This window comes from Pseudomonas sp. NFACC16-2 (assembly GCF_900119205.1).
Classification (GTDB): domain Bacteria; phylum Pseudomonadota; class Gammaproteobacteria; order Pseudomonadales; family Pseudomonadaceae; genus Aquipseudomonas; species Aquipseudomonas fluorescens_Q.
Genome location: NZ_FPIX01000012.1, coordinates 22,223 through 44,256 on the forward strand (window position 1 = coordinate 22,223; position 22,034 = coordinate 44,256).

A 22,034-nucleotide genomic window follows, 5' to 3' on the forward strand; every position below is an offset into this window, starting at 1 on the left:
GCGAAACTCACCCACCACTCAGCTTCAAATCAACCGATCCACAACCCTCGCATTCCACAATTCCCGATACCGCTCCCGCCAGCCCGGACTTCCCTTATCCAACCACTCCAACGTCGCCTCAATACTCTCAGGGCTGATCATGAAGTGATTGATATGCTCCTCGATCCGCTCTTGCGATAAATGCAACGAATCCAGATAGCCATTGAAAGAATCCGCCAGCACCACGTACTCATCGCCCTGCTGGCGGCGCCCAGTCCAGGCAGGCAAGCCCGCCACCATCGCCGCCACGTCTTGGCGCCCTTCCCGCAGGTCCAGCAGCAAGATACTCGCGCCGCCGTCGCGACCGATCGGCAGCAATCCCGTTGCAGGGAAGCCGGGCTGCGCACGCAGTTGCTCCAGTTCGAAGGGGTTGGATTCATATTCTTTGTCCGGGTCCAGCCCGTACAGTGAAAAACTCAGTAGCTCCTCGTCGCCATTGGCCAGGGTCGCCAGCACATCGTATTCCACGGAGGCGCCGTTGCAGGTCTTGAGGAATTGGCGATAGTCGTCCGGCAAGCGGGCACCCAGGCGGGCTTCCAGTTGCGCGATGGCGCGGTCGGTGGCGCCTTCACGGGTGTCTTCGAGGATGAGTCCGCGGTAGTCAGTCATTGTTGTCTCGAAAAGGTATTGGGACCTAGAGGGCTTGAAACACACCGCGCCGCACAATCAGTCCGACGCATCGATAACAAGCGGCAAGTGCTGCGCTCACTCGCTGGCCAGATGTCTCTCGATCAGCCTCGCGGCCTCATCCGCGTGAGTAAAGCCCAGGTTGTGATCGGCGCCAGGGAAAACGTGCAGTTCAGCGCGGGGCAACAGTTGGGCAAGGTACTGGCCGACGCGAACGGGGCTGATCGGATCAGCGTCGCCCCAGAGCAGCAGGACCGGCATGCGCAACTCGACCAAGCGGGATGTGAGGTCGGTGCGGTCGTCGAGAAACCAACTCGGCAGTGTCGAGTTGGCCGCCGCAAAATCCGGGCGCCAGTCGTACGCGCCCAGCGCCGACATGTCCACCCCGCCCGAGGTGACGGTCAGCACCAGGTGGGTGATCAGCTCAGGGCGTTCAAGCGCTGCGAGCACCGCGACGATACCGCCCATGGATTGCGCCACAAGCGCCGTGGGTTGGTCGATCTCGGCCAGCACACGCGCCACCAGGTCATTCATACCGGTCACGCCAGGCATGGGCGGTGTGTCTCCAAAGCCGGGCCAGCCGATATGAACTGGCTGCGCCGGGTGGGCCAAGCGCTCAGCGACCGGATGCCAGAATTGGGTGTTGCCTGAGGCGCCGGGCAAGAAGATAAGTTTGGCGGGGGATGCGGTCACGGGTTCGTCCTTGAAAATGGGATTGAAAGAGTCAGCAGGAGGCCAAAGGGATACCGCCAGGTTCAATGACCGGCTCCAGCCTCACACCACACTCGCCCGATGCAGGCTGCTCATATGCCCAACGCCCGCCGCCTTCAAACGACTCACCAGATCCTCCCGCGCCGCTCGCCCTCCCGAACGCACGTATTCCAGCTCTGCCGCCGTAATCAATACCACCGGCACCAATCTGACCGCAGACAAGGGCATGTCATCCAGTTGGGTAGGAAAATCCGGTTCCGGGGCGCCAAGTAGAACGCCGGTGGAGTCGTCATCGGTCACGAAGAGTTTGGGCAGTTGATCGCTCATGTGATGGGATTGGCTGAGCCCGGGAAGCTCAAGGGATAGCGCCCCGTGCTGGTCGAGTTGATGGGTGATGCCGCCCGCGTCGGCCACCGTTTTGGCGACGTGCTCCAACAGCTCGAATGCCCAACTGCGCTTGAAAGGATCGACCTCCCCCACGGGGCCATAAGCGTGCTCGGGGATATTCGCGGTTTCGACGAACAATTCCATCTCGAAACCGTTGCCCATTCCTTCCGTATCATCGAATGGATCGGACAGGCCTTCAGTGGCGAGGATGATCGCGTCGCCACGGCGCACCACGCGGTAGGCCTGGCGGGTCGAAGGCCAGTACGGGCCGCCGGAAAAGGTCGGGCTGATCAGGTAGGCAAGGACATCCCGCTCGACCGTGCCGACAGCGCTCCAATGACGATCCAGGCACGCTGCGCCAGCTTCCCGGACGGCCAGATTGGCGGCCTCAGCCTCGGTCAGGTCGGCAAGCTCATGGGGTTGCGGTGCAGGCTGGTCGTCTTGGGTTTCAGGCGCTTTCGATGAACCGAAGAGCTTCTTGAAAAAATTCATGGGCGTTCCTTGCTGGTTTTTCGCTGAGCCTCATCTGTGTCAGCACTCGCTGATCCAAGGGCAGGCGTTGGGCGCATTGTGGCGTGTTGGCGTTGATATGAAAACGCGGGCAGGCACTTGCGGGCAGTTTCAACGAAAGGCGTGACAATCAGGCTATACACCGTCAGGTAACGCGCGTGGTCCTGTTCTCCGGTGCCGAAACGCAAGTGCTCGGGCTGCGAGCGGGTGACATAGAGCGTGCCGAACATCCAGTCCCACAGCGACAGGTTGACGCCGAAATTGCGATTGAAATGGCGCGGTGCATCGCTGTGGTGGATCTGGTGCTGGGCCGGACTGTTCAGCACATGTTCCAGCACCGGGCCAAAGGACAGCCAGACATGGGTGTGACGCAAGTTGGCTGCCAGGCTATTGAAGATGAATACCAGGTACGTCACACCGAACAACGTGTAGCGGCTGATCTCACCACCACAGACATACCAGAAGCCGCCCGCGAAGAGGCCCATGCAGGCGCTGATGCCGAGCTTCTCGACGATCTTTTCCACAAAATGCACCCGACTGGCCGTAGCCGGCACCAGCACTGGCGCCGAGTGATGAACCTTGTGAAACGCCCAGAGCCAGCGCGAATGAAACGCCCGGTGCGCCCAGTAGTGGACAAAGTCCGTCACCAAGAACACCCCCAGCCCATAAAGCAATGCGAGCGAAAAATTCTCACCGAGGCGCGGACGCGCGCCCCAGAGGTTGCTGAAAAAAGCCAGGTAATCCCCGGAGCGCAGGATGTACGGATCGACCAGATGAACAATGGGCAACACCAGGGCAATCTTGAGAATCGCCCGGACGAAGTAGTAGCGATAGTCCAGCAGTGCCGAACGGTGCAGATGCACCTGGTTGCCGCCAATGAATTGCCAGAACGAACGGGCATCGGTCAGGCCGCGGTGTTTTCTGAAACGGAACAGGCCATAGGCGACACCGTAGGAGGCGCAGAGAAACAGGACCCCGAGGCGGCCGTTCAGGTTGAAAATGCCGAGGAACTGCTGGGTGACGGGCTCGATTACCCATGCGCCCAGGTGTTGATAGACAAGGGAAAACGCATCCACGAACGGTCGCTCTCTGTCGAAGGAACGGCATTGTAAATCAGTGGGGTTGAAGGGAGGGTGAGTTTCAGTTTTTCTTTGGGGATATTGATGAGCTGAGGAGTGATGTCAAGGCACCGTAAACGATACCGGCGCCGTTCGATGCAGCAACTAATATGCGACAGAAGTACTTTTAATTCTAATGTTCAGCTGGTTCAGTCTGGTGCAAGCGGTTTACCCGCATCCTGCTTCATAAACTCGATGAACTCTTTGTATTTAACTGGATTTTTTTCTATCTTTGACGCAAATTCCACAACATTAAAACCTTTCAAGGCGCCATTCCCAGCAGAGCCAAGACTTTGTTCTTTAACTAATATACCTTCGCAATACTTTACAAGTAGTGCTTTTGCTCCTTCGTGCCCACCGGAAGCATTTGGGTCTGCCAACTCCGCAAGCTTAGTAAAACACAAATATTCGGAATCTTTTGACTCGAAGGCCTTGAGCACCATCTCTTTTACATCGGCAGAAGTAGCACCCGTCATGGGAGATGCTCCCGTGTAGCTTCCAACATATTGAGTTGTAGAACCAGATGCGATTGCGCGACGGCCCATCTCAATACGATTTTTTAATACCTTTATGTTTTCATCGATAGCAGCAATTTCCTTCTTCTGATCTTCTGTGGGGCTACCCTTTGCCTTCGCTTCAATATTCTTTTTCTTGGCTTCGGACTCAGCAAGCTGCGCTCTATCTACCTCGACATTCCCCATCAGCTCTGCACTCGAGGTACTTGTAAGAGCAACGACAGGAACACGCGACGCGCCTGTCAGTTGCTCGATCGCCATGAGTAGCAATGTGTACTTCTGGTTTCTAACCAAGAGCATTTGGTACTGCGGCGCTGAAATGACATTATTCATCCTTGCTTCGCATAATCTATACAGCTGATCCCGCAATATTTGTATGGATTGGCTTCGCATTCCAACAAAGGACGCAGCCTCCTGGTAGGCCCCTGCCAATTCCGCTCCGCCCTTTCCTGCGACATCCCCCTTTGCTGCCAGCTCCCCGGCATAAGCAGAAAGTGCATCAGGGCTGGGCTCCGCGCAAGTGACGACACTATTCACAGAACCGTCCGCATTTTTTGTGACACCACCCGTGATTATTGCTCGTTGTTTTATATCAATAAATGCTGAGTTACCCTCCTCAAATTTATGTGAGCGATAGACGCTATTCCAATTTCCACAACCGGTGAGCGCGACGGCGAGGACCGACATAATCAGCACGCTGGATGTATTCATCCTGACCTCCTTGTCTCTAGTAGGGAAATGACAGAAAGGCCATTTGCTATCACTCAAGTCCACAATCCAAAAAAATTCAAATCCAACACTTCTATATTTTTACTTTTTATGCTGAGCCCTCCGAGCAGCTCAACAGCTTAAGTGCTTGAATTTATTGATCTATTATTACTAATAGCTTAGCGTCGCACCTTTTAAGACATAAGCACGCAAAAACCAATATCAAAAAAATCTATAACAAGTCAGAAATATGAAACCCTGAATCTACTTCAGAACTTTTCCACGAGATTTCGATTGTTTGCTATTCCCCTTTATTTAACGCCTATCAACATTCAATAAGCCATCTGCGACTGTTCCCGAAAATACGGCCTCCACCCGTCCGGTAAGAAAGACCGCGCCTACGCCGTCCCATTGAACCGTCACGCTTCCACCATCACATTCAACCTCAACGCGCGGGTCCAACAAACCACGACGAATCCCATTGACAACCGCGCCACACGAACAAGATCCCGAACCCAGCGCAATACCCGCCCCGCGTTCCCAGATGCGCAAGCGAATATGCGTGCGATCAATGATCTGGACGAAATGAACGTTGGTCTTGAGTGGGAATAGCGCGTTGGTTTCAATGGCCGGGGCAATCGTCGCGATATCAACGGTTGCCAGATCATCGACAAAATAGGTGCAGTGCGGATTTCCCATGCTGCACGCGGCTGGACTGCCGGCAAGTGGCAACACGGCGGTATCCAGCTCATGCGTCAAGGGAACGTCCGACCAGCCGAAAAGCGGCACACCCATGTCGACGGAAATGTCGCCGGTTGGGGTACGCTCGCACGTCAGCAGACCACGGTTAGTGCGCAGCGCTACCGAAGCAACATTTGCTTCGCGCATCAGCATATCCGCCGCACCCCGCGTCGCACTGCCACAAACGTCCAGCGTGGAGCCATCCGCGTTCCAGAACATCACCCGGGCATCGGCATCGTCGCAATCGAGCAATACCGCGAGTTGGTTGAAGCCCACACCCCGGTTCCGATCCCCCATTCGCTGGGCCATGGCACTCGTCACCGGGTTGGCCGAATGTCGCGAATCGACAATAACGAAGTCATCGCCATTGGCATGCATTTTTTGAAAGTTCAGCTGCATGCAAACGCCCTGCTGGAGATGGAAATGGAATTACCGTCGGGGTCTTTGGCGTTGGCGAAAGAGTAACCGTCCGCCCTGTGCGTAGCGCCAAACCTCAGGCCTTGGGCCAGGCATTTGGCCTTGAAACCCTCGACGTCCTGAAGATCAAAAACAAGCTTTAGGGTGACTTGCCCTGTTTTAACGGCCTTACCTGCCGGGTGAACCATCAGGATCGCACCACCGTTTGCCGGGCTCAATTCGGTGACGCGGTCATCGGTTTTTCGTTGACTGGTAAAACCGAAATGACGCTCATAAAAATCGCAGGTCGCTTGAACGTCCCGGACATACAACATGATTCGATTGAGTGACGGTTGCATGGGTTCTTCCTTGATTCGTGTTGGCGATGTAATTCATGATGGTCAAGCTTGATTCCGTTCATGCGCTCCGAGTTTGGTCCTTCTCTCAAGCCACGTCTCACGCGTCATCTCCCAAACTTCCTTGAGCAACGCCCCACAGACAAAATCACCCTGCTGCGTCCCGATCATGCGCATGCCCTCGCGCTCCGATACCCTGCGCGAAGCAAGGTTGCCTACTGCCTTGGGCACTTGCATGACAGGGCGCCCCAACGCTTCAAACCAATAGGCATTGATCACTTCACAAGCCTCGCGCATGTAGCCCTTTCCCTGCCATTGCGGCGCCAGCCAGAAACCTCGGTGGTTGCCGGGTTGGTCGTACAGGCTGATGCTGCCGATGCTCTGTGTCGGTTCTTCGGCAATGCGGATCATCCAGTGCCACTCGCGTCCGGCTGCAATAGCCGGGAGCGCATGGTCGCGCACGTACGTCAGCGCGCCGTCATCCGGGTAAGGCCAGGGCACGCGGCTGTCCAGGTAACGGACCACTTCCCAATGGGGAAATAGCTGTTGGATCGCCGGTGCATCCGTCAGCTCAAGGGGCGTGAGGATAAGACGGCGGGTTTTGAACGTGGGGATGGGGCTCATGATGAAACTCCTTTTTCAACGTTATGGCGTCCTTGGAAAACCCTCCATGCTAAAAGTTATCCGTCGCCCTGCACAGTTTGCTGTCCTTCAAGAATGAACGGGGAAGTTGCGTCGTTGCCGCGGGCAGTTGCTTGAGCCTCACCTCACACTCATAACGCCCCGCAGCATCCAGTTGGTAATCCTCCCCTGCTTTAGGGACAAAGCTGAACATGTTGTAGCATTGAGCACCGATGTAATGAAAAGCAATGGGCTGCCCGGCAGGCACCAGCAACTCAGTCATGACCGTGGAAGATGAGTGTTTGTCGTCATCCGGCATGCCCAGGCTTTCGCCGTTGCGATTGGCGTAGCCATCGCGGAACGCCACCATGACGCCCGCGCCCGGCAGGCGGAAGTCCACGCAATCGGACTTGGGTACAGCCCTGACCATGCCATCGCTGATCACCCGCAAGCGCGCGGTCTCACCACCATCAGGCGTTGAGTAGGGAGTGGAAAAAGAGCGGACGTCCGATAGCGCTCCGCAGCCGGTGAGCAGGGTCAGTAAGGTGAGGCTCCAGGTATATCGCAGGACGCGGGACGTAGTGCGCGGGCAAATGTCAGTTCGGGAGTTGAGGGGGCGCGGCGATTGGCTCACGATGATGCTCCATGCGGGTCAGATATCCAGGGCCAACGACGGTCGAGAAGAACGCGATGCCAGCGCGGGATTTTATAGAGCGTTCGGGGATTGGCTGCAATGGCCGAGGTATCGAAACGCGTGTCATCCTGAACTTTCGTGAATCGACAACCAATCCTGCCCCTTTCAGCAGATGATTGCCCTATCCCTTGTCCGGCTCTTTGGCTGTCTTTCTGTGGCCCTTCGAAGTCACCACGTTGTATTCACTGGCACCGGCCTCTTCCACTGAATATGCGGTCAGAGAGCCCTCGTGCAAAACGTAATGACCTGAAGCGCTAACGGAAAGAGGGACAGTTTCGATATGAGCCGCCACCTTTGCTGAAGTCGCGGTCAAGAAAGCACTCGGCTCCATCGCAAACCGCTCCGCCAGCGCATACGCCATCTTGTGGCTGATAGGCCTATCGCCATTGAGCACTTTGGACACCGCCGTTTTATCACCGATTTCAGGGAGGTCCGAACCGGTGAGCCCGAGCGTCTCCATCAGATCCTTGATCAATTGCACAGGCGTGCAGGTCGCCTCAAAAGCGGCATTCGACTCGCGAAACTGTTCGGAGTCGCGCTGGTAGGCCAGGATTTCCTCCTCGAGCTCAACGAGAATTTTCGCCTCAGTCTTGCTCAGTTCGCGTCCGTCGGTGAGCGCATCGAGCAGGTCGGTCGCACGCTCATAATCGGCAGGGGTCTTGATGCCATGCACAAACTCACCGCGCAGGCGATCCAGTACCGCATGTAGCTCGCCAAGCGTTGCGATCACGGTTTGAAAGTCGTTCCGGGCTGCGCTCATCGTCTTACCCCTTTGTTTCTTGCATACCAACCGTTGGCAACGTCGTAATCGGCATGCGTGTAGATGTGTTTGACGTAGAACTTCTGCCGGGTGTAGTTGACGCCACCTATCACCCTGAGATTATTGCCGCCTACGTCGATCACCACCCAATTCATTGCGGCTCTGGGCTTGAACAAGTCGACACCGTGCGTACCGAAAAGCTTTTGCAGGTCCGCGAACGCTTTGGGGCGAGCCATCCTCAAAATGCGCAGGCATCGATCAAGCCCGGCCTTGTCGTTCGGGTACAAAATCGCAGCGTCGTCAAAACGTGATGGCGTGAGTATATCCATGGGCTTCCTTGTCTTTGAGCCGATGGTACTCTGGTTGTGTTTTTTCACAACTCCAATTTATTGGCGGCAGCGGGATTCATACCGTGGCCAGCAGGCGATTTGGCCGGCAGCATTGGGCCAAATGGGTTATCACCTACACATCCCGAGACAAAAACATGAACCCTGTCGACTCGAACCGCCTGAAAACCTGGCAGGCCCTTTCCTCGCTCTTCCTGGATACCGAGATCGACGACCTGACCTACCACTACATCGCTCGCGTAGTCCTTGAAACTCCCACCATGTAATCAATGCCCATTGGCGATATCAGCCTCAGCTTCGCTAATGAGCTCGTCAAGAGACACATGAACAGGCGTCTCGTTGGCCTCGATCCGTGCCTTTACCATCTGTGCCAGCTCCAGTTCATCCAGGCGCTCAACCATGGCCTCGTAGACACTTGCCGGGACCATGTAGCCCATAACACGGTTATGGTTCAACACGGCCACTGGCGCGCCATTAGCACCGTTCAGGACGGATGACGGATTTTTTTTGAGTTCGGATAGGCTAACGACCACATCAGCCAAAACGAGTTGCATGGAGGCGGCTCCTTCAAAATAGGTCGTTATTTTGGTCTTTATTAACTGCACGGGCAAAGCGCAGACCAGCACACAACCTGAGACCTTACCTCCGCTTCCGCCTCAACATAGCAAGTTCATTAATTTGATCGTGTCATGACCCTTAAAGCTCTACACCCTCACCCCGTCACACACCCCTGCGGCACCTTCCCGGCAAAACTATCCACCAGACTCGCCACTACCATCTCCCCCATCCGCGTGCGGGTCTGCAACGTCGCGCTCGCCCGGTGGGGTTGCAGCACCACCTGCTCATTGCCAAACAATGCCTCAGGCACATGCGGCTCATCGACAAACACATCCAGCGCCGCGCCGGCGATTTCACCAGCGGTCAGCGCCGCCACCAGGTCGACCTCGTTGACCAGTTTGCCCCGCGCCACATTGATCAGATACCCGCCCTGGCCCAAGGCGCGCAGCACCTCGGCATCGATGATGGCTTCAGCCTTGTCCGCGGCGGCCGCGAGAATCAGGGCGTCGCTGTCGCGGGCCAGTTGCTTGAGGTCGGCGACGAACGTGTGGTTCACGTCACTCATGGGTTGCAGGTCGGTGTAGCTGATCGGGCAACCGAACGCGGCGGCGCGCGTTGCCACGGCGCGACCGACCCGGCCCATGCCGACGATGCCGATGCGCATGCCGGACACCTGCCGGGCCAATGGCAGCGGGGACAATGGCGTCGGGCTGTGGGGCCATTGGCCGGAGCGCACGTAACGGTCACCGGTGCACAGCCCGCGACACACGGCAATCAATAGGCCAATCGCCAGGTCGGCGACATCTTCGGTCAGCGCGCCGATGGTGGCCGTCACGTGGATTCCGCGATCCCTGGCGTAGGCCAAGTCCACGGCATCGGTGCCCACGCCGTTGACCGCCACCACTTCCAGCTTGGGCAGTTGGGCCATGAGCGCCTGGCTGATGCCGGTATGCCCTCCGGTGATCACGCCGCGAATATTGGCACCGTGTTCTTGCAGATAGGCTTGTTTGTCGGCCTGTTCGAAATAGCGCCGCACCGTGAACAGCTCGTTGAGCCGGGCGTTGATTTCAGGGATCAGGATCGGGCTGAGTTGCAAGACTTCTGGCTTCATTTAGACCTCGTATAGAAATAGGAAAAACTAACTCAAGCGCAATCAAGGCGTGCTCGAATCAGTGTGTGGCGAGGGAGCTCGCTCCCGCTTGAGTGCGAAGCGCTCATAAAAAGAACGGGGGCCGCTACGCAGCCCAGCGGGAGCAAGCTCCCTCGCCACGAATGCACACCCTCGAAAATGAACGGCACGCAGGCTCAACCGCGGCCGGCAAATGGCATGGCCGTGGCCATGACGGTCATGTTCAGGACGTTGGCCGACAACGGCAGGCCGGCGATGTAGCGCACCGCATCGGCGACATGCTTGACGTCCACCATCGGCTCCACCGCGATGCTGCCGTTGGCCTGGCGTACGCCCTTGGTCATGCGCACGGACATCTCAGTGAGGGCGTTGCCGATGTCGATCTGGCTGCAGGCGATGTTGTATTCACGTCCGTCCAGGGCCAGGGATTTGGTCAACCCCAGCACCGCGTGTTTGCTGGCGGTGTAGGCGCTGCTGAACGGTCGTGGGGTGTGGGCCGAGATCGAACCGTTGTTGATGATCCGTCCACCCTGGGGCTGTTGCCGGCGCATCAGGCCGAAGGCACCACGGGCGCACAGGAAAACGCCGTTGAGGTTGGTGTCGATCACGTTTCGCCACTGCTCGAACGTCAGCTCATCCAGCGGCACGGCGGGCGCGTTGACGCCGGCGTTGTTGAACACGACGTCCAGGCGTCCGTAGACCTCGGCGATGGTTGCAAACAGCCCATCGACACTGACCGGGTCGCGTACATCAGTGGGCACTGCCAAGGCTTCGCGACCCTGGCTGGCCGCCAATTCGGCCAATGCCTGCAAGGGCTCTGGCCGGCGACCGGCCAACACCAATGTGTAGCCATCTTCCATCAGGCCCAGGGCCACCGCACGGCCAATCCCGCTGCCGGCGCCAGTCACCAAAGCCACTTTCAATGCGTTGGACATGTGGGTTCTCCTTTCTCGAATTCAGTAAGACAAACGCGGACCGACGCGCATTTCCAGTTCGCCGATACCGTCGATGCCTGCCGTGACGACATCACCCGGCTGCAGCACATCGACGCCTGCCGGGCTGCCGGTCATGATCAGATCGCCGGCCCGCAGCGCCACCGATTGGGAGATGCGGGCGATCACTTCACTGACCGACCAGATCTGGCTGTCGAGGCTGTCGCGCTGACGCTCCTGGCCGTTCACGTTCAGCCACAACTCGCCATCGGGATGCCCCGCCCGGGAGACCGGCACGATGGCGGTCATTGGCGCGGCACCGTCGAACACCTTGGCACCCTCCCACGGCAAACCGTTACGCTTGGCCTCGCGCTGGACATCACGCCGGGTCAGATCCAGACCCGCCGCGTAGCCCCACACATAAGCCAACGCCTGGCTCTCAGGGATGTGGGCACCGCCCTCCCCGATGGCCACGACCAATTCGATTTCGTGGGCGAACTCCTCGGTCACCGATGGAAACGTCACCTCACCCGCCGCTTCCACCACGCAACTGGCTGGCTTCATGAAGAACACCGGTGGCACTCGGGATTCACCCTGGGTATCAGGCCAGGGGTAGTTGCGACCAACGCAAAAGACCCGGCCGACGGGAAAACGCTGCGGGGTGCCGACAACCGACAAGGTCACTGGCAAGTCCGGGGTAAAGACATACTCGGGCATGTTCATCCTGATAAAAGTCCTGTTGGAAGGGTCAGCGTACGGCGGCAATCCTTGGCGAAGTTGGAGGAATGCCGCCTCGTGTTGGAGAAAAACAGCTTTTTTCCGGGCTCAACGCGCCTTGAGTTCAATGCGATACAAGCGGCCGAGCAGCAGCGAATAGGACAAGGTGCCGATCAGCGCCACGCCGCCGATGAACCAGAAGGCCAAGGCGAATGAGCCGGTCTTGTGGACGATTGCGCCAATCACGATGGGGGTGACAATCCCGCCGATGTTGGCCGCCAGGCTGGTGATCCCGCCGGTCAGCCCGATCAGTTCCTTGGGCGCCACTTCCGACACCGCCGCCCACGAGGACGAAGCGATGCCCTGGGCGAAAAAGGCAATCGTCAGTACGGCGATGCAGATCACGTTCGAATCGGTGAAATTCACCAGGACGATGGACATGCCCAGCATCGACCCGACCACCAACGGCAACTTGCGGGCGAAGGACAGCGAGTAGCCGCGACGGATCAGCAGGTCGGACACGATCCCGGCGAGCAGGATGCCCACCGTCGCGCCCACGAACGGCAGCACGGCGAAGATCCCGGCCTTGATCATGGTCAGCTGACGCTCTTCGATCAGGTACGTGGGGAACCAGGTGAGAAAGAAGTACAGCGCCGAGGTGCTGGCGAACTTGCCGATGCAAATCGCCCAGACCTGCCGATAGCTGAACAGCTCGGCGATCTGCCGCCAGTTGAAGCGGGTGCGCTCCTGGCTGCTCTTGACCAGCCCTCCCCCGGCTTCGATGTACTTGAGTTCTTCCTTGCTGACTTTCTTGCAGTTCATCGGGTCGCGATACAAGAACAGCCAGGCCACACCGAAGACGATGCCAAGTGCGCCGGTGCTGTAGAACACATGGCGCCAGTCATAAGTGGTGGCGAGCCAGAGCAGTGCACCGGTAAACAGCGCCGTGCCCAAGTACTGGCCGCAGACGTAAATGCTGCTGGCCAGGCCCCGTTCACGCGCTGGGAACCACACCGTGACCGCCCGGCTGTTGGCCGGAAACGCCGGCGCTTCCATCGCGCCGACGGCCAGGCGCAGACCGAACAGCGAAGCGAAGCCCGTGGCCAAACCCTGGCAGACGGTGACGGTCGACCAACTGATCAGCGACACCCCGTAGGTGAACCGGGAACCGAAGCGATCGGCGATGAAGCCGGCCGGCACCAGTGCGATCGCGTAAGTCCAGGCAAACGCCGAAAAAATCAGGCCCATCTCGATCTTGTCCAGGCCCAGGTCCTTGGCGAGGAACGGCGCGGCAATCGAGATATTCACCCGGTCGATGTAGTTGATGATCGTCGCGATCAGCAGTAACGACAGCATGAACCAACGCCGCCGCGACGGCAGACGCTCTGGTACTGCTGCGTCCTGGGCGCTGGCAATTTGGGAGGTGTGAGAGTTCGACATGGTGGACCTCGTTATTGTTAGAAGCGTCGAAATGTTTACGAGCAGCCGAAATCAATGCCCTCGATGCCGGGGCAGAACAATCGCTACAGGAATGAGAAGCGCGAACAGCCGGTGTCAGGTGTTCAAAGAGGCCTTGCAACAGGATCTGTCGCAGGAGCAATCGGGAGGGTCGGCGTGAAGCAGGAACAGGTTCATGATGAACGCACCTTTTGATTGTTTTTGGATGGAGAGACGGGTTGCGTGGCCCAACAGTGGTCGTACAACCATTCAAAATCAACTGAGCTGTTAGATCATTTTTCCCGTTTAAAACCGCATCAAAGGAACCTGTCCAAAAAATCAGATGGGTGATTTTTTTCATAATCTTTCTAAGATCAACCTAAGCGTTTGTTTTTAAAGCGCAAATTATAAAAATAAAATTTATCGTTTTTGGACAAGCGCCCTCCATTTTCAAGAGACAGAAAATTCACGCCAACAGCTTCGTCATCGTATGACTCCTTGAAAATCATCAAGATGCACAGTCACAATCGTCATCACCGTCATGCACCGCAAAGGATTCCCAGGAGATGTCATCACCGAGCCGAGTCCCCACCTACGTCATGCAGCAACGCAGCGAATTGACGGATTTCTACATCCGCGACAAAAAGGGTCGGCGCGCCGAAACCAGCCCGCACCGCCACGAATACTTCCAGATCCAGATCAACCTTGGCGGCGACACCGTGCAACACATTGGCAACGCCGAACGTCCGTTTCCGCGCAACACCCTGGCCTTCATCCTGCCCCACCGCGTGCACGTGATTCCGCACCCGGCCGAGAGCAACTTCATGGTGATCAATTTTTCCCAGACGTTCCTGCTGCCGCATCTGCAGTGCGACCCGATGGACCTGGAAGAGGTCTCGATTCTGCTGGCGCCGGAACTGTCACCGTTCCGTTTCCAGGAACACTTGGACTTCATTCTGGGGGATGAGGATTTCGCCAAAGCCTGCGCGCTGATCGAGCAGATGCGTGGCCTGGACCAGAACCGTCAGTTCGGCACCCGCGAGATGCTCAAGGGCTTGTTGCTGCAACTGATCGGCAGCGTCTGCGCCTTGTACGCCGAGCCGCTCAAGCGCTTGGCCGAAGAGAACGCCGCCGAAGTCAGCCGACGCGATGCGCTGGGCCGGATGTCCGAGTACTTGCGCAAGAACATCGCCGACCCCGACCTCAACCTGATCAAGGTGGCCGCGGCAACTTACCTGTCACCGACGTACCTGACCCACTGGCTGCGCAAGGAAATCGGCAAGACCTTCACCGAACTGGTACTCGAACGCCGGATGCATGCGGCGCGCAATTACTTGCTCAATGGAACACGGCCAGTGGGCGAAGTGGCGAGGTTGTGCGGTTTTGCCGACGAGGCCTATTTTTCCAGGCGTTTTCGCCAGATACATGGACAGCCGCCGGGGCAGTTCAGGCGACAGCAGTTGAATCCGGACAGTCCGCAGTTGCCGTTGAACAATGGCTAGATACATCCGACGCCATGAGCCGGCATCGTCAGGTTATCTATACTGGCTTCCCGGATGAAAATCAGAGCGTGAACAATGGCCCTCCCCCCCAATCAAAACCCTCCAGTCATTCTGGTCCCCACTCAACAAAACGACTCGGAGGATCTGGCAGGCATTCGAATCGAGGCCATGCGCGAAAGCCTGGAGCGTGTGGGGCGATTTGATCCGGTGCGGGCGCGCGAGCGGTTTCTTGGTAGTTTCGAACCCTGCCATACACGCCACATCGAGGTGTCGGGAAAGAGGGTCGGGTTCGTTGTGGTCAAGCCTTTCAGCCATGAACTCTTGCTTGACCACTTGTATATAAGGCCCTGTGCGCAAGGATCAGGAATAGGCGCTGCTGTTCTCGATCATATTTTCAAGGAAGCGGATGCGGCCGCGCTCCCGCTCAGGGTGGGTGCCCTTAAGGAAAGCGCGTCAAATCGCTTTTACATCCGCCATGGCTTCCAATTCGTCGAAAGCAGCGAGTTCGACAATTATTATGTTCGGCAGAGCGTTCGCACGACGCGCCCGGCTAGCTAGCCAATCGACACAGTCACCGCAGAATCAACACCGCGGCCACCGCAATCACGGCCACCACACCAAAGACCATCCGCGCGATCCACGGCGCGGTGAGCCAGACGCCGGTCACCCCGGCAATCTGTCCCACGTTCTTCTCAGTCAGGCGGAAACTCGGCTCCCGGAAAGGATTGCCGCAATGTGGGCAGGCGTAGGCCTTGTCGGAAATTCTGGAAGCGCATTCAGGGCAATCGATCAGACTCATTGTGCGACCTCAGGGAGAGACGAACTTGGGGTACTGACAAAGACCACGCATTTCCGGTTTTTGTTCTGAATCGAGTAAACCTTTTGGAGAGCACGCCACGGAAAAGCGAACTGCTTCACAGCCAACAAGATAGCCCAGCCACTACTGTGGGGGTTTTACGCGTTGGATAAGATCGTTCGGAAGGCGGTGACTTCAATGATCTGACCATTCTTGAAGGTCATGTGCCACAGGTAGGTGTTGTTGTAGGACTTGTGATCAAGCGCCGTGGCTGTTCCGTTCCACAGCACAACCACGACATCATTCTGAGCAACGATGCTCTGCACCGTGGGGACAATGGGTGTTGCCAGTCGCGCGGTAATCGGCCGCACGACTTGGGCCAGCTCAGCCTTGCTGTTATAGACACCGGAAACAGGACTCGTCCCGGCCACGGTCCATTTCGCATTGGGCGCCAGCAGATCGAACGCCGTGCCGTTGCCCTGCTGCCAGTTAGTGAAGGCCTGGCGGACCCGCGTCGCATTCGCGTGCTGGGTGTTTTCCGAAGCCCAGACGTTGTTCGTAAACAATATTAAAGACAGTGCAAGCGCCTGGACGCGCCAAGCAAAATTCATCCATCGGGTCATGATGTTCTCTCACAGCCATGCAGTTGATAAGACGCTCTTCCAGGAGGACCTTAACGGCATGTGCCCAGAAACCTTTGCCCGATACTGCTGTGAGGTTGCCTGATGCTGTCCAGTGGCGAGGCTCCACGGGCAGCCGTCCATCAAGCAATTTGCCGTGCCTTTCTGCCTTCAGTCTTCGCGACCCTCTTGCCCCAGTGCTCGATCTCCCCGCCCACCGGAAGCTATCGCACGCCTGAGGAGAATTTTTCATTCAGAGAAGGCTGGTTTCCAGAACCGCCCGGCCAGCCAGCGACTGACGCTCAAGACCCAGGCAAGCAGAGCGATCAATCCGACACTAAGCAGCATCCCATTCACGCCCGTGCTGCTGATGAGCTTGCCGGCGATAAAGGGAAACCCGAATACGCCAATGAAGTAGGACAGGCTGAAAAGCAGCAGCGCTTGTGCGGTCAGCCCAGGTGGCGCCTCGTTGGCAGCCAGGCCATTGATGACTGAATAGTTGAGACCGTAACCGACCCCAAGCAAGGCGGCGGTCACCCCATAACTCAGACTGTCATGGACCCACACACCGAACCCTGTCACGGCGACCAACATCAACGTGGTCAACAGGCAAGAAGTCGCGAGAGGGTCACGGCTGACCACCCACCTGGCAATCAACAACCGACAAGCGATAGCCGCCCCCATGAAGCCGACGAAAAACAGGGAGTAGTCAAGCCCCTGACTGGCGGCATAACTGGTCTGGAAACTGCCCAGGCCGCCAAAGATCGCGCCGCCCAGCCCCACCATCAAAATGGACAACGCCGAACGTGAGCGCAGCACATCCGTCGCCGATCTCAGCCCCATCCGGGCCTTATCGCCAGAGCGGCGCTCCGCTTCGGCAAAGCCCGTTCTCAGCCACCAAAAATACAGCCCACCCAACAATGCTGCGGCGGCGGCAAAGAAGAAAGCCGTCTGTATGGGGAGCCCAACGGAACTGGCCAACTTGCCTGAAAGAGGGCCACTACCGATCCCCGTCAACATGCTGCCCGACAAAAGCGCGAAGCAATGAGTCCGCCTGGATGGCTCGACCATCGCTGCGACCATGATGGGCCCAACCGTGTAAAACAGTCCCCAGCCGATCCCCAGCATCAAACCGCAGGCCAACAAACCGATACCAAGGTCCGATAACAGCGCAAAACCCATGGACGCAATGACCAGAAACACAGCGCCAAGGGCCACGCACAGTGCAGCGCCTACGCGCTGCATCAAATGCCCCGAGGCGACCACCGCGACCAGAGTACTCGTCATGGCAACGGCAAAGACTTGCCCTGCATCGCGCTCAGTTCCCCCCAAGGAGGACACCAGCAGGGAGATCAGGAAAGTGGCGCCATAAGAAATGGACAGGAGAAAACTGGCTATGCAAAACAAGCCGAATCGATTGGTGGGCCTTCCGTTGGCGAGCGATGACATCGGTTTTTTTCCGCGCGTTGAACAGGCCGTTTTGTAGCATGGCTACATGGGGGGATAGTCATTTGGGTGGCGGAGTCAAGGTTAGGAAATTTACACCTTTTGCACTGCCGGCGTATCACCTGGGGGCCATTGCCCCTATCGTCTTTTTTTTTCAGACGGCAGAAACCACAAAACCCCTGGTTTTCTTGGAAAACCAGGGGTTTTGTGTGTATCGAATTTGGCGGTGAAGGAGAGATTCGAAACCACCCGATTGTCGTTTTCAGAGAATCCGGTCCCGGTTTATAAGGGTTTCAGGCCGATAGTTTGCGCGCAAGCGTTCCCATGGCAGTCCCATGGAATCTGTGCGGCAACAGGAAGCGAGCTGCCATAGGGCTTTACGCGTTTTTTTGGGAACGACGTCGGAAAAGAGCCATTTTGGTAACTCGATTCTCTGGTCTACCTGAGAGCTAGATTTCACTGGCTTGTATAGGACTGGTGCAAGGTAATTTTAAGCAGTGTGAAAGTAAGGCAATTACCTTTCAAGAAAGTGATTTTTATTTTTACTCGTTTCTTATAAATCAATAAGTTATGAACATAACACCTCTCTCCTTACTCAAAATCACTTCCCGAAACCATCCACCAAAACCAATGAATACGGGGGGATTGTCGACGCGATAGCTACCGAATTACCACCTTACTTTTTCCGACTGAGCTCCTGCGTCTGATGGTGAATCGCACTCGGCGACAAGCCACGTCTTGGGGGACTCATCGGGCGCCCCTACCCTTCGCAGGGATTCGCAGGCTTTTTGCTTGCCACGATCATCACGGCAACTCCCAGCCTTGATCCTGCTTAGCTATGTGCAGGACTGCGGAATAAAAGCCCCATTTAGACCGGAGGCGTGGTGGGGGGATGACGGCGCGCGCCAAAGGAGACAGCGCATGCGTCCCGCAAGCTCTTGAGCTCCACAGGACCATCGCATCTGCCAGTGTCATACGAGACTACTAATACGTGCTTTCTGAAAAGTGTTAGCCAAATAGAATTTTCAAGTATTCTCTACCTCACAAAACTCAAGATCCTGGCTACTAAACTACTTCACAAGCTTAAGGAAGAGGCATGAATCAGCATCTTTCACGATTAATTAACCACAAAAACCTCAAGCGTATATTCAGCGAGAGCGATAAAAAATGCGCCATTCAACTATGGCTAGTTAAGATTGAGAACAGCAAGCCTGAGGATATACGGTTAATATATGGACGAATACTTCCACACTCCAACTCCACGAACAAATGGGCCAGCTCGAAAAACCCTTCCAGCAAGACACTTAAAGACTGTAAAGCAACCATCATAAACACAACAATATTATGCGAAAACAACATCATCCAAGCTTTCATTTCATTACTGAGCGACGGAAAAAATCTAGAGGATATATCCAGTACACTTCACTTAGAGATGGACGTCAAACAGAAGAGGCTTTTTGGTAGTTTCACTTTAGCAAACGAACATTATTTTAGGCCTGTATCCTATCTTCCGATGCGGAATGATCACAACAGCCCTGGCTTGAAAAGTCCACATAGTTCAGCAGGAGCATTTAGCGGCTCCATAGTGTCAAAAAACAAACTCAACATGTTTTCGACAAACAACTCCATACAAAAAGACTTAATATTTTATGTTATAGAAAAAACAAACAAAGATACTGGACTAGACTTTCTTGGGAACGATATCGAAAGACTTGGTGATCTTGAGCTACTGGTATTCCCTACGCTGCATGACAACGGAAGCAACCTACTGTCAGTAACATGGAAAGCGAAAGAACAAACTCTAACCACCAGCCTTTTAACCTACCTCCTGCCAAACGAAGCCACTTATTTTATAAAAGCGACCTTTCTAAACAACAAAAAAACAATATACGATGCATTGGGAATTGCAAAACCACACAATGATATTGTCGAATACAGCTTCACTATTCCCATCGACATGTACGACCTTACAGATAGCACCCAAATTGAAATACACGTACAAACTGACGACAGTTCGCCCGCAGAACTATTTGCCAAGTATGGCGTTAGCTATTTTAGAAACCTTCGATTAAATTTTACTCACAGCCAAACATCAATATCAAAGCGGGTACAGCTTGATTGGCTTACGAAGACAACCAACCCTGACATTCACCCTTCTAGAATAATCAACGCGCTCACCATACATCGAGACAATGCATTCCAGCACAACAATGAGCATCTAGGGCTTGATCCTTGGGAGGCCATCAACAAGCAAAATATTAATCTGCTGAGCAATACAAAAGTCAACAAGTCAGAGGCGAGATTTTTTGAACGCTATTCAGAGGGCGATGGCAATGGCAGGATCGAATTTGTGGAGTGGATAAAAACTACACTTCAAGAAAACCCTAACAAGCAGGTATTTATTTTCGACCCGTATTTTGAGGATGTGGGTGCCACGCTACTAATTGCAAATGCGAGCTCACACACAAACTACACTGTATTTACGACATTAGAGTCAGACGAAAAAAAGCAACGACTTAACAATCTTCTGAGTTGCTGCGAACAGTTAGCTCGCGAATCTGCGGCAATAAAAATAAAAATCTATGGATTCCCGAAACATTTTTTCCATGATAGATACATACTAATATCTGACTCAATTGGCTACGACATCAAAGGCTTTCATTTATCGAACTCCTTGCAAGCTGCGACAGATAAACACCCTCTCCTGATCACCTCCATACCGAAAGATACGTTACCAATAGTCATTGAGTACGCACAAAAACTCGTACAGAAAACCATTACAAAATCGCCCCCAGATAAAAATGACCCTTTACTAATTTGGGATACGCAACACATTCAAAAGGCAGATACTATACATCGTAGATACGAACCTTTAACCTTCTTAAACAACCCGGCCTCCGGAGAGATACTCTCGGCCTGGACGGGTGAAAGCTCCATAAATGGACTGCAGTCAGAAGAATTACGAAACAAGTTACGAGAGCTTGGAATACTAAACGAAGAATCATTCGTACCAAAAATCCTATCAAAACCCGATGGAGCGATCGAACTACTTTCCCAATGCTCCGCACCAGACTTCAACTCCTACTGGGAGATCATGGGGCACCTACTGGCTAACACCCCTATCGGCGAACACTACATCTTAAAAGACAACGAAGCCGGAGAATCGATAGTAGATAGACTCGTCTCATTCTTAAAAGCCAAACAATCAACACCGCTCACTTCAACGTCAGAAGCGCAAGAGGCGTTAAACCTCTGTTCAAAACTCAATATAAGTACAGCACACCTACTTAAGTATGACCAAATTCATTACCTATGCAGAGGAGGTAAATTCAAACCTTTAAGCTGGGGAGACTATTATGCAATAAAGATTCTCTGGGATAGCTTCCCCGAGACGATTATTGGCCTCCTATCCGACTTTGAGAACCAACACAAAAAAACAGCCAATCAGAATATCGAAATAACAATAGACCACTACATCCATGCGCAAATAATACGTGAAATCGGCGTTACTGCTGAAATAGGATCTCCAAGCAACCTCTTCAACTTACTTCATTCAAGAGATAATCCATTCCTAAAATGGATTTGCTTTCACGCGTTAGATAAATGCATCATCGAAGATATAACAAATGCAAGCCTAATATGCCGACTACGTAGCGAAGACCAGATGCAGTTCATCGGATGGATGATTAACAATTACTCTCCACCTACGCCTCATCCCTCTGCTATATTTGAACACATGACTGAAATTTACCTATCCAAGATAACTAGGAAACTCAACCGCACAGAGACGACGGAAATCATTGACAACTTAAGGGGAAGAATAACAGAGCTTTCTTGGTGCGAGCCTTGGCTTACGCAGAAAATATTGAACCCTCTAATTATTAAAAATCTCATTAGAATAGATGACCTCGCTGCAATTTGGCTAGAAGAGATAAAAAATTTCTTTCAGAAAATGTTGATTGGTCAAACGATTGTCTTCTCATCAGAGAAAGAAGCAGTCACCACAAATATTTTCTGCTATCTTTTCTCGCGCACCAGCTTGAAAGTTCAGCTGCCAATGCTTGACTTCTTTGAAAAAACCCTTGAAAGACTTAGCAAAACCATACACAGACCTCTTATAGAGGCTTCTAATTGGGATGACCTAGATTCCGCATTAAAGATATCATTATGGATATACGGCTTGAGCCGTTGGACTTACCGCTTTTTGCCTCGCCCCAACCAAATCGAATCACACCTAGTGGATTTGGTTGGAGCCAGTAGCCAACTGAGTTTTTTTCGTAGAAAATCTGAATGGGAAGAATACAATTTTCCAGCTTCAAATTACTCCATATTACTCAAAGACCAATACGAAGAATAAATACCAAACG

Annotated in this window: 22 protein-coding genes and 1 pseudogene; 4 read left to right on the forward strand and 19 right to left on the reverse strand. The window is 54.6% G+C overall.

Annotated elements, in window-relative coordinates; translation table 11 throughout:
* Positions 1 to 24: 24 nt before the first annotated feature.
* From BT116_RS12555 to BT116_RS12605, 11 genes are all read right to left on the reverse strand, one after another.
* The gene (locus tag BT116_RS12555; RefSeq protein ID WP_072343964.1) at positions 25 to 648 is read right to left on the reverse strand and encodes an SMI1/KNR4 family protein; all 624 of its coding nucleotides are present in this window, start codon (positions 646 to 648) and stop codon (positions 25 to 27) included.
* A gap of 96 nt (positions 649 to 744) precedes the next feature.
* The gene (locus BT116_RS12560; protein ID WP_072344283.1) at positions 745 to 1,359 is read right to left on the reverse strand and encodes an alpha/beta fold hydrolase; all 615 of its coding nucleotides are present in this window, start codon (positions 1,357 to 1,359) and stop codon (positions 745 to 747) included.
* Positions 1,360 to 1,440: 81 nt separating this feature from the next.
* The gene (locus BT116_RS12565) at positions 1,441 to 2,256 is read right to left on the reverse strand and encodes a suppressor of fused domain protein (RefSeq protein ID WP_072343967.1); all 816 of its coding nucleotides are present in this window, start codon (positions 2,254 to 2,256) and stop codon (positions 1,441 to 1,443) included.
* Positions 2,253 to 3,350 carry a sterol desaturase family protein gene (locus BT116_RS12570; RefSeq protein WP_072343971.1) on the reverse strand — a complete coding sequence of 366 codons (1,098 nt, stop codon included), beginning with the start codon at positions 3,348 to 3,350 and terminating at the stop codon, positions 2,253 to 2,255. The genes BT116_RS12565 and BT116_RS12570 overlap by 4 nt, the downstream gene beginning before the upstream one ends.
* Positions 3,351 to 3,541: 191 nt before the next feature.
* Positions 3,542 to 4,618, reverse strand: a complete 1,077-nt coding sequence (locus tag BT116_RS12575; RefSeq protein WP_072343975.1) for a hypothetical protein — start codon at positions 4,616 to 4,618, stop codon at positions 3,542 to 3,544.
* Positions 4,619 to 4,930: 312 nt separating this feature from the next.
* Positions 4,931 to 5,755, reverse strand: coding sequence for a diaminopimelate epimerase (gene dapF / locus BT116_RS12580; protein ID WP_072343978.1), 825 nt, complete (start codon positions 5,753 to 5,755; stop codon positions 4,931 to 4,933).
* Positions 5,746 to 6,111 carry a VOC family protein gene (locus BT116_RS12585; protein ID WP_072343981.1) on the reverse strand — a complete coding sequence of 122 codons (366 nt, stop codon included), beginning with the start codon at positions 6,109 to 6,111 and terminating at the stop codon, positions 5,746 to 5,748. Before BT116_RS12585 ends, dapF begins: the two co-directional genes overlap by 10 nt.
* A 42-nt stretch (positions 6,112 to 6,153) precedes the next feature.
* On the reverse strand, positions 6,154 to 6,732 hold the full coding sequence (locus tag BT116_RS12590) for a GNAT family N-acetyltransferase (protein ID WP_072343984.1): 579 nt from the start codon (positions 6,730 to 6,732) through the stop codon (positions 6,154 to 6,156).
* 49 nt (positions 6,733 to 6,781) lie between these two features.
* Positions 6,782 to 7,363 carry a hypothetical protein gene (locus BT116_RS12595; protein ID WP_092156410.1) on the reverse strand — a complete coding sequence of 194 codons (582 nt, stop codon included), beginning with the start codon at positions 7,361 to 7,363 and terminating at the stop codon, positions 6,782 to 6,784.
* Positions 7,364 to 7,544: 181 nt separating this feature from the next.
* A complete protein-coding gene (locus tag BT116_RS12600) occupies positions 7,545 to 8,183 on the reverse strand; it encodes a helix-turn-helix domain-containing protein (RefSeq protein WP_072343987.1) in 639 nt (212 codons plus the stop codon).
* Positions 8,180 to 8,512 carry a type II toxin-antitoxin system HigB family toxin gene (locus tag BT116_RS12605; protein ID WP_072343990.1) on the reverse strand — a complete coding sequence of 111 codons (333 nt, stop codon included), beginning with the start codon at positions 8,510 to 8,512 and terminating at the stop codon, positions 8,180 to 8,182. Before BT116_RS12605 ends, BT116_RS12600 begins: the two co-directional genes overlap by 4 nt.
* A 155-nt stretch (positions 8,513 to 8,667) precedes the next feature.
* Between BT116_RS12605 and BT116_RS31440 the strand changes: the two genes are divergently transcribed.
* Complete coding sequence (locus BT116_RS31440) at positions 8,668 to 8,796, forward strand: DUF7079 family protein (RefSeq protein ID WP_256572559.1); 129 nt, start codon at positions 8,668 to 8,670, stop codon at positions 8,794 to 8,796.
* Here BT116_RS31440 and BT116_RS12610 read toward each other — a convergent pair whose 3' ends face one another.
* The 5 genes from BT116_RS12610 to BT116_RS12630 form a co-directional block, all read right to left on the reverse strand.
* On the reverse strand, positions 8,797 to 9,084 hold the full coding sequence (locus tag BT116_RS12610) for a type II toxin-antitoxin system Phd/YefM family antitoxin (RefSeq protein WP_072343993.1): 288 nt from the start codon (positions 9,082 to 9,084) through the stop codon (positions 8,797 to 8,799).
* Positions 9,085 to 9,242: 158 nt separating this feature from the next.
* Positions 9,243 to 10,199, reverse strand: a complete 957-nt coding sequence (locus BT116_RS12615) for a 2-hydroxyacid dehydrogenase (RefSeq protein ID WP_072343996.1) — start codon at positions 10,197 to 10,199, stop codon at positions 9,243 to 9,245.
* Positions 10,200 to 10,393: 194 nt separating this feature from the next.
* Positions 10,394 to 11,152: an SDR family oxidoreductase gene (locus tag BT116_RS12620; RefSeq protein ID WP_063324967.1), complete on the reverse strand. Its 759-nt coding sequence runs from the start codon at positions 11,150 to 11,152 to the stop codon at positions 10,394 to 10,396.
* A 21-nt stretch (positions 11,153 to 11,173) separates the two neighbouring features.
* Complete coding sequence (locus BT116_RS12625) at positions 11,174 to 11,872, reverse strand: fumarylacetoacetate hydrolase family protein (RefSeq protein WP_072343999.1); 699 nt, start codon at positions 11,870 to 11,872, stop codon at positions 11,174 to 11,176.
* Positions 11,873 to 11,974: 102 nt separating this feature from the next.
* Positions 11,975 to 13,306, reverse strand: a complete 1,332-nt coding sequence (locus BT116_RS12630; protein WP_072344002.1) for an MFS transporter — start codon at positions 13,304 to 13,306, stop codon at positions 11,975 to 11,977.
* A 563-nt stretch (positions 13,307 to 13,869) separates the two neighbouring features.
* Here BT116_RS12630 and BT116_RS12635 point away from each other — a divergent pair.
* Positions 13,870 to 14,805, forward strand: coding sequence for a helix-turn-helix transcriptional regulator (locus tag BT116_RS12635; protein WP_072344005.1), 936 nt, complete (start codon positions 13,870 to 13,872; stop codon positions 14,803 to 14,805).
* Positions 14,806 to 14,880: 75 nt separating this feature from the next.
* Positions 14,881 to 15,363 carry a GNAT family N-acetyltransferase gene (locus BT116_RS12640; RefSeq protein ID WP_072344008.1) on the forward strand — a complete coding sequence of 161 codons (483 nt, stop codon included), beginning with the start codon at positions 14,881 to 14,883 and terminating at the stop codon, positions 15,361 to 15,363.
* Positions 15,364 to 15,376: 13 nt separating this feature from the next.
* On the opposite strand, the gene BT116_RS12645 is transcribed toward BT116_RS12640, so the two are convergent.
* The 3 genes and pseudogenes from BT116_RS12645 to BT116_RS12655 form a co-directional block, all read right to left on the reverse strand.
* Entirely contained in the window at positions 15,377 to 15,604 is a 228-nt protein-coding gene (locus BT116_RS12645) for an integrase (protein WP_003204158.1), read from the reverse strand.
* Positions 15,605 to 15,745: 141 nt separating this feature from the next.
* Positions 15,746 to 16,212: pseudogene (locus BT116_RS12650) on the reverse strand (nuclear transport factor 2 family protein).
* A gap of 258 nt (positions 16,213 to 16,470) precedes the next feature.
* A complete protein-coding gene (locus BT116_RS12655) occupies positions 16,471 to 17,670 on the reverse strand; it encodes an MFS transporter (protein WP_072344014.1) in 1,200 nt (399 codons plus the stop codon).
* A gap of 1,093 nt (positions 17,671 to 18,763) precedes the next feature.
* Here BT116_RS12655 and BT116_RS12665 point away from each other — a divergent pair.
* Positions 18,764 to 22,024: a VPA1262 family protein gene (locus BT116_RS12665; protein ID WP_139209441.1), complete on the forward strand. Its 3,261-nt coding sequence runs from the start codon at positions 18,764 to 18,766 to the stop codon at positions 22,022 to 22,024.
* Positions 22,025 to 22,034 lie beyond the last annotated feature (10 nt).